We start from the raw sequence: 18,368 nt of genomic DNA on the forward strand, positions 1-18,368 counted from the left end.
TAGACATCTAGGATTAACATTGAATAGTTTAAGGAAGCTAAGTTAATATATATGTATGTAAGTAAAATATGAGTTATTCTCTTCTGTTGAAATTTGGTTCGTTTCTAAATTCGGAGATACATTTAAAGCATCTATATCTTTAAAATTTTAAATAAATTCAACTGATTACATAAATTTCATTTTAACCAAACGACTTAACCAAGTGTTAAACATTTGCTTGTTCGAACTGGGAATTTGCATCATTTAAAGTCCAACTAAGTATGCGTTGGAGTTTGTGATGTCTGTTTTGATTAAATCACTCTATTTTCTTTTGTTCAGTAGTATTTTTGTAGGTATCTCTGTTGCATCTGCTCAGAATGTGCCACGCCTTTATACAAATGAGGCAAGCTGTGATGCAATTAAATCTGCTATTCGCAAAAATGGTAAAATTGTACTGAGATTTAAAAAACCGCGCGGTAAACGTATTACCTATGATCTTTTCTATAAATCTCCATCCAGATGTACTACTGATGAAAAAGCTGCCTCAGAAAATGTCCCATCTGCGAATGGAAAATGCAATGTAAGTTTTCGTTGTATACCCCGGCTGGATCAGGGCCATGAATCGTCAGATGATCCTATCATCATTGCTGCCCCACCACCACCTCCTCCATCAAATCCTCCCGATGATGGGTGCAATGGGTGTGAAAGCGAAGGGCTGCCGATGTAGCACAGTGTATTCAGTTTGACGTGTGCTCCGGATTCAACTTGTTTTATCGATCGGGTGCGTAATGTCGGTTTGAATAAACGAAGGGCTGCCCAAATTTCAGCGAAAGTTTGATAGAGCTTTAACTTGCCATCCGCTCATCGCGTTTTTGCATTACGATGGCTCGATTTGATATAATGGAAGCTGTGATAACGCTTATCGTTACAAGACCAATCATAATTGTCGATAATGCATTTATTTCCGGACTGACGCCGAGGCGCACAGATGAGAAATTTTTAATTGGAAGTGTCGTTGCTGATGGTCCTGTCACGAATGATGCAATGACTAGATCGTCAAGTGATAATGTGAAAGCAAGTAGCCATCCGGAGATTACAGCAGGCGCTATAATCGGTAGTGTTACGCTTCGAAAAGCGTCCCAATGAGTGCAGCCGAGGTCAAGAGCCGCGAATGCAAGTCCATTTTTCATCAGTTGAATTAGCTGATCGAGTGAAGAGCCTGCTAAGTTGAAATAATTTACGGTTGGAAGTTTCAATATGCTCCTTTAGTTGTTCAAGTACTCGCGCGTCAGTATTTGTAAATGACGGATGTTCATTATTATCGTCATTCATATTTATCGCTTGTGTGCTTTCAGAAACGACGGCTATTCCTTATAAAAAATATCGCTTGTGACAAAATCAAGTTGTAGCAATGTAGTACGCTGATTTATTCGTCATTGTTGCGATCATAAGGAGAGATTTGGCAGTTAAAACAGCAAGATATCTTTCTTGGTAGTCGTATTTGACAATTTTAGTACAACGTTGTACTAATCAAATTGTGATAGTACAACGTTGTATTTATGCATCTGGGAGGATTATATGCGGAAACACATTATTGCTGGTCTGTTGGCCAGTGTTGCCTTGGGCATGGCTGGAACAGCTGCTCAAGCGGATATTACCATTACATATCCCACAGGCTGGGAAGAACTTATGGAGCCTGCATTTAAGGCTTTTGAAGAAAAGACCGGTGAAAAGGTTATTGCAACGGTCGTACCAAAGGACTTGGATCAGCGTATCACTGTAGATTTTGCAGGTGGTGCAGCAACTGATGTTGTGGTTTATGATAGCTATAGAACGGCTGAATATACCGAAAGCGGCTATTTGGCTGACTTGACTAACTACTCAACGAACTGGGCAGACTGGTCGCTTTATTTTGGTTCGCTTAAGGATATTTCCACTATCAATGGCGAAGTGCGCGGCGTTCCTGTTTACACCGATGTGCGTATGCTCTGGTATAACCGTGCCATTCTTGAGAAGGCAGGGGTGACTTTACCTTGGGAGCCTAAATCGTGGGCCGATATTCTTGATACGGCTGAGCAAGTTAAAAACAAAGTATCTGATGTTGAATATCCAATTTATTTCCCAGTTGGCACCAAGCTTGGTGAGGCAACAACAATGCAAGGCTTTTATATGGCGTTGCTAGGCGCTGACGGTAATGAAGGCGGTGCTAACCGCTTGCGCGACTGGGATGAAAATAAATGGATTGGCGACAGTCCTGCTATCCGCAAGGTGCTTAACCTTTATCAGGATATCTTCATTAATCGCGAGCTTTCTGGTCGTGAGCTTTATTACACACCGGATGTATGGGGCGATATGCGTCGTGCCTTTGCAAACGGTAATATCGCGATTATGGCAAACGGTTCGTGGGAGTTTGGGTCAGTTTGGCGCGCAGCTGGCATCGAAAAAACGGCTGAGGAAAAGTCAGAGTTTATGGCTTGGACGCCATTCCCTGGTGATGGATCTGCAAATGCTCCGAGCTACAGCAATATTTCCGGTGGTTGGAATGTGGCTGTTGCGGAACAATCAGTGCAGAAAGACCTTAGCTGGCAGTTGATTGAAACAATTCTGGAAGCAAAATCTTATGCTAAATGGGTAGCTGGTCAAGGGCGTGTTGCAGTGCGTACGGATGCTTTGGAGGCTGATGTTTATCAAGCCGATGCCTATCTTGCCGCTATCTCTCCATTGGTTGAAAAAACCACAGGGCGTGACACGTTCCCGGGATATTCTTCTGTTTCGGCATTTGTTCAACAGGCCACGACTTCAATTCTTGAAGGCCTATCTGTTGATGAGGCTGTTGAAGAGTTTAAAGCAAATCTCGTTGATGAGTTTGGCGAAGAAGAAGTCAAAACAATCAAGTAAATCACTAATGTCCCACCGATATGTTCGGTGGGGCCTTCTATCGTAATAAGATGCGTGACGAGCGTGTCTTGTTTTGGACGAGCCGCGTCTTAATATGTTAGCTCTTCGTCTCGCTGTTTAAAAAGGTAAGTCGCCATGATTTCCACCTCACATGTCTGGCTCCGGCGCTCAACATCTCTTATGACAATCGCTGCAATACCAGCCATATTGTTTATAGGACTATTTATTTTTTATGCCGGATGGACGATTTGGGTCAGTTTTACTGATTTGGCGCTCTTGGGAAAGAAGGCTATCTCCCCCAATTTTATCTGGTTTGATAATTACATTCGTCTGATTACCCGTCGTGGATTTTTGGAATCTGTGTGGACCACAACAGTCTTCACATTCTTCTCGGCTATTGTCGGTCAATGCGGGTTGGGTTTTTTACTTGCGCTCCTGCTGAAAAACTATCCATTTCGATTGAAAGGAACAGTTGAGTTCGCGCTCCTGTTTGGTTGGCTTGCACCAGATGTTGTAGGTGCCTTTATGTGGAATGCGTTCGCCAGCCGTGATGGTTTTATAAATACTTTGGTCTTGAGCCCTCTTGGTTTTGACAACATAAATCTGCTGAACGCCTACGCAATGGAAGTTGTTGTAATCGCAAATATTTGGAAGGGAACTGCATGGTCGTATCTCCTGTTTTCAGCGGCCTTGGACACCGTTTCACGCGAAGTATTGGAAGCCGCCTATGTCGATGGAGCCAACGGACGGCAACGACTTCGCTATGTTCTTTTACCGCTCCTACGCGCTCAAATTGCAACTAATTTGCTATTTGTAACGATTTGGACCTATGCCTTCTTCTCCCTTATTTTTGCCCTCACTGGCGGTGGTCCAGGTCGTGAGACTGAGGTTCTTTCCATTTACATGTATAAACAGGCCTTTGATGTGGGTAAGTTGGGCTATGGCAGTGCTGTAGCAATAGCTATGATGGTTATTGTTGGCGGGTTGTCTATCATCTATCTACGGCTAAGTCAGGAGCGGGCAAAATGATCAGTGCTGTCAAACAATCGCCTGCACGTGTTAGCGCAACAAATTTATTATTGGCGTTCATAATTCTTGCCTGGCTCAGTCCGTTGAGTTGGCTGGTGATGACCTCGGTTAACCCGCAAGCAACGGGAGGTTTCTCCATCCCGAGCAGTCTCAGCCTGGAACACTTTGCGTCTGTGATGACTGGCACGTCCTTGCGCCAATTCATAAATTCTATGGTTATTGCTATCATTACCGCAACTTTGACTACCATTTTGGCAACACTTGCTGCTTATCCGTTCTCGCGACTTGATATTCCCTACAAGAACACCCTTTTGTGGAGCCTTGCCTTGCTGCGTATTCTCCCAGCAACCGCCATTATCATTCCAGTCTTTTTGACCGGGAGGGTAATGGGGTTGTTGAATGCGGGAGGGGTCATTATGGTTATGACGCTGCTTAATTTGCCGTTTGCCGTTTTACTGCTTAAAAACTTCTTTGACACGATCCCTACTGAACTAGAAGAAGCGGGTTATATGGAAGGCGCAACGCTTTGGCAGAGTATTTTGCATATTGTGCTGCCATTGTCTCGAGCGGGTCTGGCTGTGATCTGGTTCATGGCATTTACCAGTGCTTGGAATGAATTCTTATTTCCTTTCTTAATGTTGCGCAGCGATGAACATTTTCCAATGGCAGTCGGTCTTTATGCGTCTTTCGGTCAGTATGGTGCAACAAATTACGGCTTCCTGACCGCTTATTCTATTATTTATGCGGCGCCAGCTGTTCTCGTCTACTTTCTGCTAAAACGTAACCTTACAACAGGTTTTGCAGGCGTTGGGGTCAAAGGTTAACAAGGGAGTCAGGACATGAACCTGTCAAAACAGCAAGAGAAGCTGGCACGTTATCTTGTCGAGTTAGAGCAACATGCGGAATGGTCGGCGGAAGACCATGTAAAGCTGCATTTTCGAATTACTGAAGATGATGATGCTTCAGTATTAGCGGAAGATTGGCGCAGTTGGGACGTGGTTCCTCAGGACCTGATTTGGGGAGGTGCCAAGCGACATCATTGGTTTGCTGCCGAAATTGCGCTGACCGGACAGCCTGAAGGCGCAAAGCCTATCTTTAAGATCAAGGCCCAGAATGAAATTCTGATGGGCAGAACGCAAGGGCAGGGGCTGGTTTGGCTCAATGGCGAATATCTGCAAGGGGTTGACGGGTATCATGCTGAAATTGATTTGACGCAAGTTTTGGCCCCAGGTGATACGGGCATTTTGCACATTAATCATTATACCGGTGATGCAAGCCGACTGTGCGGTTATGCATTGGAGCGGTTCTGGCGCGACCAAGAGGCTACAGACCTATATTATGATCTGCATGTTCCTTTTGAGGTTGCCGTTCGACTGCCGGATACGGACTTGCGTAAGCATAAAATTTTGACCTTGATTGATGATGCATTTCGACTTATCGATTTTAGAGATCGTTCTCATTTCATCGCATCGCTTAAGCCTGCGGCTGAAATTGCTGCCAAGATATATGAGCTAACGGATACTGAAGAAAAGCCGATTGCGAGTTGTATTGGACACACACATTTAGATGTTGCGTGGTTATGGCCGGTTTCGCAAACACGCGAAAAAATGCTCCGCTCGATGGCAACAGCCCTCAAACTTCTGGATGAAAACCCTGACTTTGTGTTCATGTATAATCAGTGTGTGATGTTTGATTATTTGGAGCAAGATGCGCCCGAGTTACTTGAGCGTGTTAAGCAACATGTCAAATCAGGTCGTTTTGAAATTGAAGGAGCCATGTGGCTTGAGCCGGATGTGAATATTATCTCAGGCGAATCGATGGTGCGCCAAATTCAACGTGGCAAACGCTATCATCGCAAGCATTTTGACGTAGATCCCAAAATTCTCTGGTTGCCGGATACGTTTGGTTATTCAGCCGCAATGCCGCAGATAATGCGTAAAGCAGGTGTTGAATTTCTGGTAACGAGCAAATTATCGTGGAGCGATACCAACCGGATGCCTCATGATACATTTTTTTGGACGGGGATAGATGGTACAGATGTAAACACCTATTTGATTACCACCCAGCGGGATGACGCCACGACAATTCGCACCGTATATGAGCCGGATTTGGATGTGTCTTATGTTATGGGGGCGTGGAACAGATACGAACCCAAAAATGTGAATGACAACTACCTAATTCCTTATGGTCATGGCGATGGCGGTGGAGGAGTTACCCAAGAAATGATCGAAGTCGGGCGCCGAATGGAGCGAGGCATTCCGGGCTGCCCATCAGTGAAGTTTGAAGGTGTGACGCCATTTATCAATCGCTTGGGCGATAAAATGGGAAAAGAACCAGATCGGTTTCCTAAATGGGTAGGTGAACTTTATCTTGAATATCACCGTGGCACGTTAACGTCGATTGCCAAGAATAAGCGCAATAACCGATTGGCTGAAGACCGATTGCAAGATCTGGAGTTCGTTTTGGCTGCAAACAAGATTGATAGCGCTGCAAGTGATCTTCAATCTGAGGCGCTGGCGGAGTTTTGGCGCGTCATACTGCTCAATCAATTTCATGATATTTTGCCTGGCACGTCAATTGCAGAAGTTTATGAAGATAGTGATCGCGAATATGCCGAGTTTTTTGCAGATAGTTATGCTGCATTAAAATCGGCGTTGGGACATCACTGCTCTGGCGATATTGCACTTATAAATGCTTTGGGTAGCGATAGAAGTGGCGAGTTGGTGACACTTCCATTTGGTCTTGCACAAACAGGAACTCAGTTATCCTCTGGTTCAGGTAGCACACCGCTTCAGGCCATAACTCGGGCAGATGGTAGCACTGAATGGGTTGCGCCAGTTGCTAATATTCCGGCTACAAGTATTCTCAATCTATCTGTTACACCAGACAGAACGGGTGTTGCAAACAGTGGTTTAAACGCTTCCAAACATATGCTCGAAAACTCATTCCTGCGAGTCGAATTTGCAGAGAATGGGGAAATCACTTCTGTGTTTGACAAAGCGGCTGGTCGTGAACTTCTCAAGCCAGGCAGCGTAGCTAATCAACTTCAAGCGTTTGAAGATAAACCCATACAGTGGGATGCTTGGGATGTTGATTGGTATTTCGATCAAAAATATTGGCCAGTGGATACGTGCGCTAATTTTGAACTGATAGAGGAAGGTCCTCATAGAGCAGCGCTTAAGGTGGAACGAAATTATGCTGGTTCAAAAATCGTGCAGATCATTTCGTTGGCACAAGACTCAATGGTTCTTGAGTTTGATACCTATGTCGACTGGAATGAAAGTCAGACTTTGCTCAAAGCGGGTTTTGAATTTGCACTTAATAGCAATGAAGTGAAGTCCGAAATTCAGTTTGGTCACGTTACGCGGCCCACCCATGCAAATACCAGTTGGGATATGGCGCGGTTTGAAGCGAGTATGCATCGTTGGGTTGCCATGAGTGAAGGTGATTATACGGTGGCACTTATTAATGATAGCAAGTATGGATATGATGCACGTGGGCAGCGTATTCGCATGACGCTTATAAAGTCGGGCATTTTCCCATTTGAAACTGCTGACCGTGAACAACATCATTGCAGGTATGGACTTACCTTTGCCACCGGTTCAAACACTATTGCTACAATTTCACGCCGCGCGGAAGCCTTTAGTCACCCGCTCATGGCAATTGCTGTCGAGAACGGTGGAAATGCAGAAGCAGACGATCAAAATGGTTTGCTGAGTATAGACACTAAAAATGTTGCAATTCACGCCATCAAGCCGAACGAGGACGAAGATGAAATAATAATTCGTCTGGTCGAAGAGAGTAATCGCCAGACAACTGCAAAAATCAGTTTCGGATTTCCAGTCAAAAGCGTCCGCTTAGTCGATCTTATGGATCAGCATGAAGCGGATTTAGAAGTTGATAAAGACGGGTCTGCGATCGTGAAATTCCGTGCATTTGAAATTATCACACTAGCGGTCGCCAAACAGCGCGACCCGAATTAAGGAGTGGGGAACATGGCAGTTTTATCCGCAGTTAACCTCAAGAAAAATTATGGCGATGTTAATGTAATTCCTAACCTTAACCTAGATGTGGAGGAGGGGGATTTCACGGTTCTGGTGGGCCCGTCGGGGTGTGGTAAATCAACCCTGTTGCGCATGATGGCTGGCCTAGAAGATGTTACAAACGGAGAGTTGCAGATTGATGGCCGTAGAGCCAATGACCTGCACCCGCGCGAGCGAGGCGTCTCAATGGTGTTTCAATCATATGCACTCTACCCGCATATGACTGTTGCCGATAACATCGGTTTTGGTTTGAAACTTGAAGGACGCAAAAAAAGCGAAATAAAGCAGGCTGTTCATGAGGTTGCAGATACGCTTCAATTGGGAGAACTTTTAGAGCGCAAACCCGGCCAACTTTCTGGCGGGCAAAGACAGCGCGTAGCAATTGGCCGTGCAATTGTGCGTAAGCCTCGCATAATTTTGTTTGATGAGCCTTTGTCTAATCTTGATGCCAAACTACGTGTTGAGATGCGCATGGAGTTGATGAAATTCCATCGCAATCATAACATTACAACAATCTATGTTACCCACGATCAAGTCGAAGCGATGACAATGGCAGATAAAATTGCCGTTATGGAGAAGGGGCATATTCAGCAATTTGATACGCCCAAAAACCTGTTTTCTGCTCCGGCCAATCCATTCGTTGCGGGTTTCATTGGCTCACCACAAATGAATTTGTTTGATATCACGAAAGTGACCGATGCAAGTTTGCAAACCAGCGGCAACGCCGAGATCAAAATCAACCCAAGTGCGGCATCTCATTTTTCGGATATCGCAGCACTAGGTGTTCGCCCAGAGCATCTCTCTATTCATGAGCAGTCAGACAATTTGAGTATTGAAGCCGAGGTAGACCTAATTGAAAGTCTTGGCGATGAAAGCATCATCCATTTTGTGTCAGGCAATGAACGTATTACTGGGCGGTTTTATACAGAAATTAACTGTCAAATCGGGCAAAAACTGTTTCTATCCTTTGATATGGAACACGTTCATTTATTCGATGAGAAGAACAATAGAGTAAGCTAGTATTTTGAGTTAACTGAAAGGTTTTCGCCTTTCAGCCTCCCGGCAAGATTAACTCGCAAGATTTAATCTTGCCACATCACTTTAGGCGCACCAATCATTTGCAGATCTTCAGGTGCTTCGCCATTGATGCGCCGGATCAGTAATTTGGCAAGCACTTCTCCTGCGCCGATAAGGTCTTCCGAAATCATGTCCAGTCTGGGACGACAAAAGTCTAGCATTGTTGAGGTTCGACGCGAGACAATATCTATATCTTTACCGATGATAACATCAGATTCAATGAGCGCATCGATGAGCGCCAGGCTACCGATATCACTGGAACTAATAATACCATCAGGTAAGCTATGATTGTTGGCAGCACGAAGCACCGCTTCGTGCATCGCAGCTGCGAAAGGTTTCACTCCTTGGGCCGGATTAAGAGTGCTTACTTTGGCACCTTCCTCTTGTGTTGCCCGGTGGAGGCCCGCCTTTGCGTGCTCAAAATAAGTAAGTCCCACTGTGCCTGACGCTATTGCCAGGTTCTTTCGTCCTTTTTGTATCAGTCGTTTTGCCGCCTGATACACGAATGCCTCATTGTCGAAATCATAATAAGCATGAGGAACAGCAAGGTTTGTTCGTCCGTGAGTTACAAATGGAAAGTCCAGCTCTGTTAACAGCTTAACCCGCTTGTCATCTGGTGTAGTATTGGTAAAAATTATGCCATCAGCAGCGTGAGAGGTGGCGATGTCGCGGAAGACTTCTATTTCATCGGTGTGAGCAAAAATGGGTGTGAATGACATTTCATACGGGGTAGCACTTAATGCGGTCGATACGCCGGTAACAATTCGACGTTCAAAGTCAGAAATATCATCGGAGTGGTCAACCGCAACTGTAATTACGAACGTGCGCCCGGTTCGAAGGCCAACACCAGACCTGTTCGGGCGATAGCCTATCTCGCGCGCAACCGCGTGGACGCGTTTGACGGTTTCAGCATTTAGATTGCCACCACCCCTTAGCGCCTTTGAGACAGTCGTTATCGCAAGCCCCGTACGTTCAGCAATCGACTTCAAGGTCGGTTGATTGCGCCGTTTTTGTCTTGGTTCTTGTTCTAACATAAAATTGTTACTTCCATGATACTTAAGCTACCACAAAACCACCCTTATGCCGAGCTTTGAAGTACGTATCTTGATGTTTTCCAAGTACTTTACAGGTTCATTTTAAAACGGCTTGCAACTATGTCCCTTTGGTCGAGTTGTATATTTTTTGGTTTGTAGAAAATACAACGTAATGAAGCACGTCTAACCTTGCCGCGCCGCGCTTTTGCCGTCCTTCATAAAGGTCTTCAAAGACTACGGTCGTAATATCATATTTGCAGCCTTTTCAGCGATCATGATCGTCGGCGAATTTGTGTTACCAGAAGGGATTGTCGGCATAATGGATGCGTCGACAACGCGTAATCCACTCACACCTTTAACTCGCAAGTCCGGCCCAACAACGGCTTCTTCATCTGGTCCCATGCGACAAGTACCAACGGGATGAAAAATTGTTGTGCCAATATCACCGGCAACTTTGGCCAGGTCTTCATCAGATTGATATTTGTTTCCCGGTTTAATTTCGAAAGGCTGATATTTATCCATAGCGGGTTGTCTGGCAAGCTCGCGCGCTAAACGAATGGCACGTGCCGCTACTCTTTTGTCCGCTTCCGCACTCAGATAGTTGGGATTAATTGTTGGATGCGTTGCGGGATCAGGCGTTTTGATGTGGCTTGACCCGCGACTTTGCGGGCGCAATGGCACAACACTGGCCGTGAATGCCGGAAATGGGTGCAATGGGTCTCCGAATTTTTCGAGTGACAACGGTTGGACGTGAAATTCCAGATCTGCAGTTTCAATTTCTGGTCCGGATTTGGCAAATATCCCTAACTGGCTGGGAGCCATTGACATCGGCCCTTTTCGCGACAGAACATATTCAAGACCAATGCCAATTCGCCCCAATATTGAACCTGCTTTCTGATTAAGTGTTTTGACATTTTTGACACGAAAAGCAACACGTAGTTGCAAATGGTCCTGTAGGTTTTCACCCACTCCATCTGATTGATGAACTACATTGATCCCCATTTTTTTCAGGTGTGTTGGGTTGCCTATCCCTGACAATTCCAAAATTTGCGGAGAACCCACTGCACCCGCCGCTAATATAACTTCGCCATTGGTCAGATATGTCTCACTTTTACCGTAACGTTCTACCTCAACACCACATGCGCGTTTGCCTTCGAATATGACACGTTGTACCTGCGCATGGGTTATTACAGTCAGGTTAGTACGTTTCTTGGCAGGTCGTAAGAAACCTTTGGATGTGTTCCATCGCCAGCCACTTTTTTGGTTTACGCGGAAATAGGAAGAACCTTCATTATCTCCACGATTGAAATCTTCAACCTTGGAGATTCCTACCTGTTCGGCCGCATTTTGATAGGCATCCAAAATTTCCCAAGACAGACGTTGTTTTTCTACGCGCCACTCGCCACCTGATCCGTGCATTTCATCAGCGCCATCATAATAGTCTTCCGATTTTTTGAAGTAGGGTAAAACATCCTCCCAACCCCATCCTGTATTTCCCATCTGACGCCAACCGTCATAATCATTTGCCTGCCCTCGCATATAGATCATACCGTTGATTGATGAGCATCCGCCTAAAACCCGCCCGCGAGGGTAGTTCAATGCACGCCCATTCAGTCCTTCTTGTTCGGTTGTTTTATATTTCCAATCAGTGCGGGGGTTACCCATGCAATAAAGGTATCCAACCGGTACATGTATCCAGATGTAGTTATCTTTACCGCCGGCTTCTAACAGCAGAACTTTGTTCTTTGGGTCTGTTGACAAGCGGTTAGCCAGAACACAACCTGCGGATCCGCCACCAACAATGATAAAGTCGTAATTTGTAGAAGATTCGATCATGATACTGCCTGTCGTTGAAGAGGTGATGAAGTCTTGTGCTCCAAATGCGTGGTTATAAGATTCTTAGTTCGTAGCCACATGAGCGTACATACTAATATGAGCGTTCTAAAAGCAGTAAGGTAGGCTTTTTCCGAAAGGTGACAGTTATGCAAAAATTTGATATTTAAAGCGATACTTTTTCCGCTACGATTAAGCCATATAGGGTTTGCGCTTTTCGCAACCATACTGTTCATCTTCGTCCTTTCCTTAAAATATTAGAAACTTAGTTATTCAAAAAATAGACCGATCGACTAGTTAAATATGAAAAATTACCGCGCATACCCTGATAAAAAACCTTTCATAAATTGGCGTAGTGGTGCTTCGGACTGTTCGAGTTTAGCGCGCAAAACAGCACCTTCCCAGCCGATCCAGAAATACTCAGCTGCGGCATCGCAATCGATATCAGGGTGAATTTCACCCATGTCGACTGCTGCTTTTAAGCAGGTGGCAGTCCGGTTCTGCCAAGTGTGAAAAACATCAATCAATAGATTGCGATATGCAGGAGGTAGTGCACCCATTTCCTGACCCAGGTTACCCACAAGGCAGCCGCGCGTAAATTCAAACCGTTGCATGCCAATTACTGCATCCTCAACAAAATCTTCCATTCGTTGAAGAGGTGCGCGCGCTTCATTAAGTAATATGCGGTCTAATTTCGACGTGAAATAAACTGCGTACCGGTCAATTAGTTGAGCGCCGAAAGCTTCTTTACTTTTGAAATAATGATAAAATGACCCTTTGGGAACATCGACGCTCCGTAGGATTTCATCAATACCTGTCGCCGAAAAACCTTTTGCGGTTAGTGCTGCCACTCCGGCGTTCAAGAGCGCTTCGCGGGTTTCGCTGTGGCCAGTCATTTCTTTGGGTGGTCGGCCACGGCGACGTTTTTCAGTATTCGTTTGCAAGTATATAGCTCCAGTATCTAGTTATTTTATTAGACCGATCGTCTATTAAAAGTCAAGAAGGCTTTAAAATTGTGTTTTTCGCGGGCATGATTTAGTTTTGTGTTACATACGACCCATCAGACTAACCTGATAGAAATATGCTTGTTTGAAGTTGATAAAAGAGTCAAGAATACATCAACTTAGGTATACTCATAGATTGTTATTAACAATGTATTTAGGGCAGTTGTGGGTTCTTGTGTATATAATAATCCATTTTTTAAGTAATCCGCCATCGGAAATATTTGGAATTTAGGGTTATATTCTCATTTCATAAATTTACATTGGGCTTGCCAGATAAAGAGTGGTTCTTTCTGTGGGGTCGCAAGCGTACGTTTCTCCATGTTAGTAGCGGTGCTGGATTTATTTGATAACAATAGCTCCATACCTCCGCCTCCATGAATCTTCATGAAAGCAGTATAAACTGATGGATTTCTTCAAAAGATTATTTCACAGCAACATGAGATCGGATATGTGTGATTACTTTTCTAACAAGTTCGTCAGCGTGCGTTTCATCTCTTGCTTCAATATAACACCGCATTTCCGGAGCATTTCCTGATGGGCGAAGATGAATTATATCTTCATTATCAAGTGTTACACGCAAACCATCAATTGTGTTGATGTTGGCGATTTTTCCAAATGATGCAAAAAAACGATCACTTGAAACTCTGTTATTTTTAAGTTCGGCAATTAGTTTTTGACCAACATCGGTTGGAAACTCCTGAATACGACCTGCCTGGGTGGTGGGTAGAGCATGATCTATCACCAACTCTGAAAGCGACTTATTCCTAGAAAAAGCCAGAGAAAGTGGTGCCAGAATTGGTAATATACAATCTCGTGTTGGTAATGCATCAAGTGTTTTGCTACCTATCGCAATATCATTTGCAACAAGAAAGCCACCGTTAGCTTCAAAGCCTGTAACGCGTGTGCCGCCTTGTGCAATTGCTTCATTCATTGCTTCGATAACGTAAGGTGACCCGACGCGTGTTTTGGTGACTTTCACATGATCGGTATCTTTAATTCCGGAGTTGGAACTAATTGGTGTGGCTATCCTGTCAGCTTCTAAGAAGCGACATGTAATAAAGCCAAGCACATCACCTTTGATAACCTTGCCATTTTCATCTGATAAAAGCGGTCGGTCCGCATCTCCATCGGTAGAGATGATAGCGTCAAGGTTATATTCTGGCGTCCATTTTTTAATCGCGGCTTGAGTTTCTTCGCTCACTGCTTCCGTATCCACTGGAATAAAGCCCTCCGAACGACCAAGCGAGATGGTCTCCGCACCAAATGATTGTAATAAATCATGCAAGAAATCACGTGCAACGGAGCTATGTTCATAAATACCAATGCGTTTGCCCAAAAATGCATCTGCTGGAATTAATCCGGAAAATCGCTCGGCAAAAAGCTTCATTGCAGCCTTATGTTCATTGCTAATATTGAAGGTGTTAGCTGCGGTTTGAATTTCAACGTCATTTGCAAAATTCGCGATAGCTATTTCATCTGTTTTATCGATTTCACCATCTCTACGGTAGAATTTGATACCATTCCGGTCCGATGGAATATGTGAACCGGTAATCATAATTGATGCTGAAGCATTCTTCATGGCGTAATTTGCAAGTGCTGGTGTCGGCAAGGCACCACAATCTATCGGAACGAACCCTTCGAGAAATACTGCATTGAATGTTTGAGTTGCAATTTTCAGGCTTGAGGGGCGAAAATCTTGTCCAATATAGACATTATCCCCCTTCTTCGCAGAACCTTTAGCAATTAGATGACGTAGATAGCCGCGTACATGTCGTTCGCAGGTTCCATCTGTTATATCTTCGACAAGTCCACGTAGACCGCTTGTGCCAAATCTTGCGGGCATTATCGTTTCCTCTTGCGAGTCTGATTTAAAATATCACAATGCATCTTTATGTTCTAAATATTCGATGAAAGCGCAAAAGACATGATAGAAAGTGCTTGAGGGCATATTCTCAGACACAACATGTCCTTTATCATCGATTCCATCATACCACCCACCCTCTATTGGAGTGTTTAGATATCTATTATAAAGCTGATCAAGCATACGAACCTGCAAGTTGCCATCCACATGCATGTTATGCTGTTCCATCGCAATGGAAGCTTTTAACGCCTCGGTCTGGCACCACATTCGCCCAATTGGTGAAAGGTTGGTGCCATCAGCATTGACGAATTGTGCAACGCCATCGGTCTTTACATGATGACCAAAAGAGAGCGCTGTCGCATAAATTTTTCGCGCGTAATTGTAAACAGACCGATCTCCAGACATTTTTGAGTATCTTAGAAGCAGCCAGACCCATTCGTAATGATGCCCTGGCTCCACCAGATTGGTGCCATCTTCAAGTGGTGTCCAAGATGTGTCAAACATTTCATGCACACGCCAGTTTTCATGATCAAAGAATTTAGTCTTGAATAAATCGACAAGTTTTGCAGCTCGATCAAGATAGTCCTGTTCTCCAGTTGCTTCATACCAAGCAAGCATTGCCTCAAAGAAATGCATGTGCGGATTGGCCCTGCGAATATCGGGCTTCTTCGTTGTTTCGAAGTAACCACCCAGGTCAGGATCAGCTAATGTCTCATCCACGAATTTAAGCGTTTTTTCACCCCATTCTTTAGCAAGTGGAGACTTTGTCGCCTGCCACAAGGTCGCCATTGCAAGTAGCACAAAGCATTGATCATACATATCGCGCATGTCATCTTGTATTGTTCCATCGGGATTATATAGGTGAATGAAACCGCCATCATCATGCCAGCCCGTTGTAATTAATGTATTTAGGCAATGGTCGGTAATCCTGACGCATTCATCGCGATTCCAACCGAGTTCATATGCTTTCGCATAGCAATAGATTTGTCGCGCTGTAACTCTGAGACGTCTTTGGCCAAGATCAACAGGGTTGCCTGCGTAATCCAGTGCTTCATGGGCACCGCCGAATTTATAGTCAAATCCATGTTCAGCCCAGAAAGGAAGCGCTTTATCAAAGACCCAATTTTTAACGGTATCAATATAGGGAACGGTTTTACCAGATGTATTGACCATTTTGGGCGGCCAGCTTGTTTTGGATATTTGATCATGAAGTTCTTTGACCATATGACTTTTATCGCGATGAACCACCATCAAAGCATCGGCGAGAGAAACAATAACCAAATCATCTATGCCTGCCACTGCCACGGGGCGATCTTGTACTCTTATATAGCTATTACTAACTTTATGTGAGACAATGTCACCTATCAACACATTGTTATTTTTGTCTTGAGGTGAGATCTCATACAATCGGTTCCAAGAGCCTAAGTCGCTCCAATCGAAACTGGCTTCTATAGTACGAATATGTGTGGCACTTTGCATTATTCCATAGTCAATAGATATTTTCTTGCATCGTTCAAAATCTGCTTCTCTTAAGAAGAGAAGGTTACCTTCACGTTTTCCGTTTTGTGATGCTAATTTTGCATGATGCCAAATGTCTGGTTGCTGTCGCTCCAACTCAGTTACCATATCTTTAACGCGGAACATGAATATGCCGCCATTCCAGAAAAAGGAGCCTGCTTCGAGAAATGCTTTGGCGTCTTCTGCGTTTGGTTTTTCTTTAAAGCGCAGCACGTCATAAATTGGGCCATTGTCGTCAGCATGTTCAATATAACCAAATTGTGTCTCGGGTCGCGTAGGTTTTATACCAATGGTCATTATTCCACCAGAAACTGCAACAGATTGAGCTGCCGTCTGCATGACTGAATTAAAACTTTTGATATCGGTCACATGGTGGTCCGAAGGAAGGATTAAGACAATTTGATTTGGATCGGTGTCTGCCAACTCTGCAATTGCCGCTGCAATTGCTGCTGATGTTTCGCGCATGCAAGGTTCTAGTATTATACTATCAATATCTGCAATTGAAGTGCGACACTGTTCCGAAATTTCAGCAGCAAAATGCGTGGAGCCGATCACGCAAGCTGAGCCATACAATTCTTCATTTCCGTTTGCGGCGGCAACTCTATCAAGTGTGGCGACAAGCATTGTCTTTTTGCCAGCTAGTTGGTGAAACTGTTTCGGGGCATGTGCTCGTGATAATGGCCATAAACGACTGCCAGAGCCACCACACAAAATAATCGGTGTTATGTTCAAGTTTAAATTTCCTCTTAAATGCCTTGTTGAAGAGTATATTGTAAGTGCAAATATTTTGTTACGGTTCCGCGAGGCTTTATAAGCGTGGGTTGATACCAAATTGAATTTGTAAATGACACCTTGTTGAGACATGATGACATTTTCGTTTTATTATAATGAGGGTGTGACAAGTGAATTGTTGCGCATGTTACTTCTTTATCTATCAAACCTGAAACAGTCCACATACGAGTTTCTCAATCTAAATTAAATCCGTTCAAAACCTCGCTCACTGCTAACAAAATATGGCGGGTTTCTTGATTGAGTCACGAGCTGGGATGATTTTACTCCAATAAGGCGGTTCTAATGATCAATCATGTAAGCGGGCCTTCGTTCTACTTATTTAGAGGGCGTAGTATTATGGCATGCTATACAATCTTCGTGAAAATGAAGTTTGGTGCTCATTACGGCTAATGTTTTCATAAGCCTAACGTCAATATTGATTGCTAATGTATATATGCTGTTATTTCATCGGAGTCGTACTGTTTAATGTGGGTTGAGAAACTTGTGATGTAGTCTTTCTCGGGTACCTTTATTCTTTCTCAGTGCGCCGTACTAAATGTCGTACTAGATATTGTATATTTAAGCATTCATCTGTCTATAAGCCATGAAAAAGCCCAGTATTTGTCTGTTTCAGAAAAGTAGAGTAATGTAAGCTTGGACTGACATTAAAGGCACCACGAAATTAATTTTACTTTTTGTGATATTTTTGTGAAATATAGTTTGACATGTTTTATTGTTTGGTTCTATAAGGCGTCTACCGGAGCTTGGCAGCTTAGGTTGCCGGCGGGCTTCAACGTGTTTGTTGAGGACAGCGGGTTTCGGTAAGGCTTCATAGAGGCGGCGGCATTTGATCCAGCTTAGTTTTAAGCGAGTTGGGGATGGTGGTTTTTGCGCCTCTAAGAGATGTTTTTATAGCATCTGATCTTTGACAATTGAATATTGTAAGAAAGAGAAACGTGGACGGCGGGCTCGGTGAATGGTTCTGAATTTATTTGGAATACATTCGATAAGAGACTTTGGCGGTCACGTTTCAAGAGAAGTTACACAGTGACAAAAGATATTTCGGTATCTGGTGTTATCGTGCAAGTTCTCGTCAATTTGACGTAAACGTGACGTAAAAGCCAATATCAAATTTCTCAACTTGAGAGTTTGATCCTGGCTCAGAACGAACGCTGGCGGCAGGCTTAACACATGCAAGTCGAACGATCTCTTCGGAGATAGTGGCAGACGGGTGAGTAACGCGTGGGAACCTACCTTATTCTACGGAATAACAGTTAGAAATGACTGCTAATACCGTATACGCCCTTCGGGGTCTGTCTCG

11 protein-coding genes, 1 rRNA gene and 1 pseudogene are annotated in these 18,368 nt (G+C 44.1%); 7 read left to right on the forward strand and 6 right to left on the reverse strand.

The genetic code is table 11. The features are described 5' to 3' along the window. Positions 1 to 277: 277 nt before the first annotated feature. Complete coding sequence (locus G3W54_RS19055) at positions 278 to 706, forward strand: hypothetical protein (RefSeq protein ID WP_162654864.1); 429 nt, start codon at positions 278 to 280, stop codon at positions 704 to 706. Between the two features lie 118 nt (positions 707 to 824). On the opposite strand, the pseudogene G3W54_RS19060 reads toward G3W54_RS19055, so the two are convergent. After that, a pseudogene (locus tag G3W54_RS19060) lies at positions 825 to 1,184 on the reverse strand (ABC transporter permease subunit); the annotation flags it as partial. Between the two features lie 373 nt (positions 1,185 to 1,557). Here G3W54_RS19060 and G3W54_RS19065 point away from each other — a divergent pair. From G3W54_RS19065 to ugpC, 5 genes are all read left to right on the forward strand, one after another. Further along, positions 1,558 to 2,877: an extracellular solute-binding protein gene (locus G3W54_RS19065; protein ID WP_162654865.1), complete on the forward strand. Its 1,320-nt coding sequence runs from the start codon at positions 1,558 to 1,560 to the stop codon at positions 2,875 to 2,877. Positions 2,878 to 3,012: 135 nt separating this feature from the next. Continuing rightward, a complete protein-coding gene (locus tag G3W54_RS19070; RefSeq protein WP_162654866.1) occupies positions 3,013 to 3,906 on the forward strand; it encodes a sugar ABC transporter permease in 894 nt (297 codons plus the stop codon). Beyond that, on the forward strand, positions 3,903 to 4,730 hold the full coding sequence (locus tag G3W54_RS19075) for a carbohydrate ABC transporter permease (RefSeq protein ID WP_162654867.1): 828 nt from the start codon (positions 3,903 to 3,905) through the stop codon (positions 4,728 to 4,730). The genes G3W54_RS19070 and G3W54_RS19075 overlap by 4 nt, the downstream gene beginning before the upstream one ends. A gap of 15 nt (positions 4,731 to 4,745) precedes the next feature. Further along, the gene (locus tag G3W54_RS19080) at positions 4,746 to 7,889 is read left to right on the forward strand and encodes a glycoside hydrolase family 38 C-terminal domain-containing protein (protein ID WP_162654868.1); all 3,144 of its coding nucleotides are present in this window, start codon (positions 4,746 to 4,748) and stop codon (positions 7,887 to 7,889) included. 12 nt (positions 7,890 to 7,901) lie between these two features. Continuing rightward, positions 7,902 to 8,969 (forward strand): sn-glycerol-3-phosphate ABC transporter ATP-binding protein UgpC, encoded by a 1,068-nt coding sequence (gene ugpC / locus G3W54_RS19085; RefSeq protein WP_162654869.1) that lies wholly within the window; start codon positions 7,902 to 7,904, stop codon positions 8,967 to 8,969. Positions 8,970 to 9,031: 62 nt separating this feature from the next. Here the strand turns inward: ugpC and G3W54_RS19090 are convergent, their stop codons facing one another. From G3W54_RS19090 to G3W54_RS19110, 5 genes are all read right to left on the reverse strand, one after another. Further along, positions 9,032 to 10,060, reverse strand: a complete 1,029-nt coding sequence (locus tag G3W54_RS19090; RefSeq protein WP_162654870.1) for a LacI family transcriptional regulator — start codon at positions 10,058 to 10,060, stop codon at positions 9,032 to 9,034. Between the two features lie 234 nt (positions 10,061 to 10,294). Further along, positions 10,295 to 11,896, reverse strand: a complete 1,602-nt coding sequence (locus G3W54_RS19095) for a GMC family oxidoreductase N-terminal domain-containing protein (protein ID WP_162654871.1) — start codon at positions 11,894 to 11,896, stop codon at positions 10,295 to 10,297. Between the two features lie 308 nt (positions 11,897 to 12,204). Next, complete coding sequence (locus tag G3W54_RS19100; RefSeq protein ID WP_244627998.1) at positions 12,205 to 12,837, reverse strand: TetR/AcrR family transcriptional regulator; 633 nt, start codon at positions 12,835 to 12,837, stop codon at positions 12,205 to 12,207. Between the two features lie 481 nt (positions 12,838 to 13,318). Continuing rightward, a complete protein-coding gene (locus tag G3W54_RS19105; RefSeq protein WP_162654872.1) occupies positions 13,319 to 14,740 on the reverse strand; it encodes a phosphomannomutase in 1,422 nt (473 codons plus the stop codon). 33 nt (positions 14,741 to 14,773) lie between these two features. Next, positions 14,774 to 17,008, reverse strand: a complete 2,235-nt coding sequence (locus G3W54_RS19110; RefSeq protein WP_162654873.1) for an AGE family epimerase/isomerase — start codon at positions 17,006 to 17,008, stop codon at positions 14,774 to 14,776. Between the two features lie 1,176 nt (positions 17,009 to 18,184). Between G3W54_RS19110 and G3W54_RS19215 the strand changes: the two genes are divergently transcribed. Then, positions 18,185 to 18,368: ribosomal RNA gene (locus G3W54_RS19215) — 16S ribosomal RNA — on the forward strand; the annotation flags it as partial.

The organism is Lentilitoribacter sp. Alg239-R112, assembly GCF_900537175.1.
In the GTDB taxonomy this organism is placed as follows: Bacteria; Pseudomonadota; Alphaproteobacteria; order Rhizobiales; family Rhizobiaceae; genus Lentilitoribacter.

What these genes read in the sequence shown, in the direction of transcription:
- G3W54_RS19065 (WP_162654865.1), top strand. Translation starts at nt 1,558, where the DNA reads ATGCGGAAACACATTATTGCTGGTCTGTTGGCCAGTGTTGCCTTGGGC.
- G3W54_RS19055 (WP_162654864.1), top strand. Translation starts at nt 278, where the DNA reads ATGTCTGTTTTGATTAAATCACTCTATTTTCTTTTGTTCAGTAGTATT.
- G3W54_RS19090 (WP_162654870.1), bottom strand. Translation starts at nt 10,060, where the DNA reads ATGTTAGAACAAGAACCAAGACAAAAACGGCGCAATCAACCGACCTTG.
- G3W54_RS19080 (WP_162654868.1), top strand. Translation starts at nt 4,746, where the DNA reads ATGAACCTGTCAAAACAGCAAGAGAAGCTGGCACGTTATCTTGTCGAG.
- ugpC (WP_162654869.1), top strand. Translation starts at nt 7,902, where the DNA reads ATGGCAGTTTTATCCGCAGTTAACCTCAAGAAAAATTATGGCGATGTT.
- G3W54_RS19105 (WP_162654872.1), bottom strand. Translation starts at nt 14,740, where the DNA reads ATGCCCGCAAGATTTGGCACAAGCGGTCTACGTGGACTTGTCGAAGAT.
- G3W54_RS19075 (WP_162654867.1), top strand. Translation starts at nt 3,903, where the DNA reads ATGATCAGTGCTGTCAAACAATCGCCTGCACGTGTTAGCGCAACAAAT.
- G3W54_RS19095 (WP_162654871.1), bottom strand. Translation starts at nt 11,896, where the DNA reads ATGATCGAATCTTCTACAAATTACGACTTTATCATTGTTGGTGGCGGA.
- G3W54_RS19070 (WP_162654866.1), top strand. Translation starts at nt 3,013, where the DNA reads ATGATTTCCACCTCACATGTCTGGCTCCGGCGCTCAACATCTCTTATG.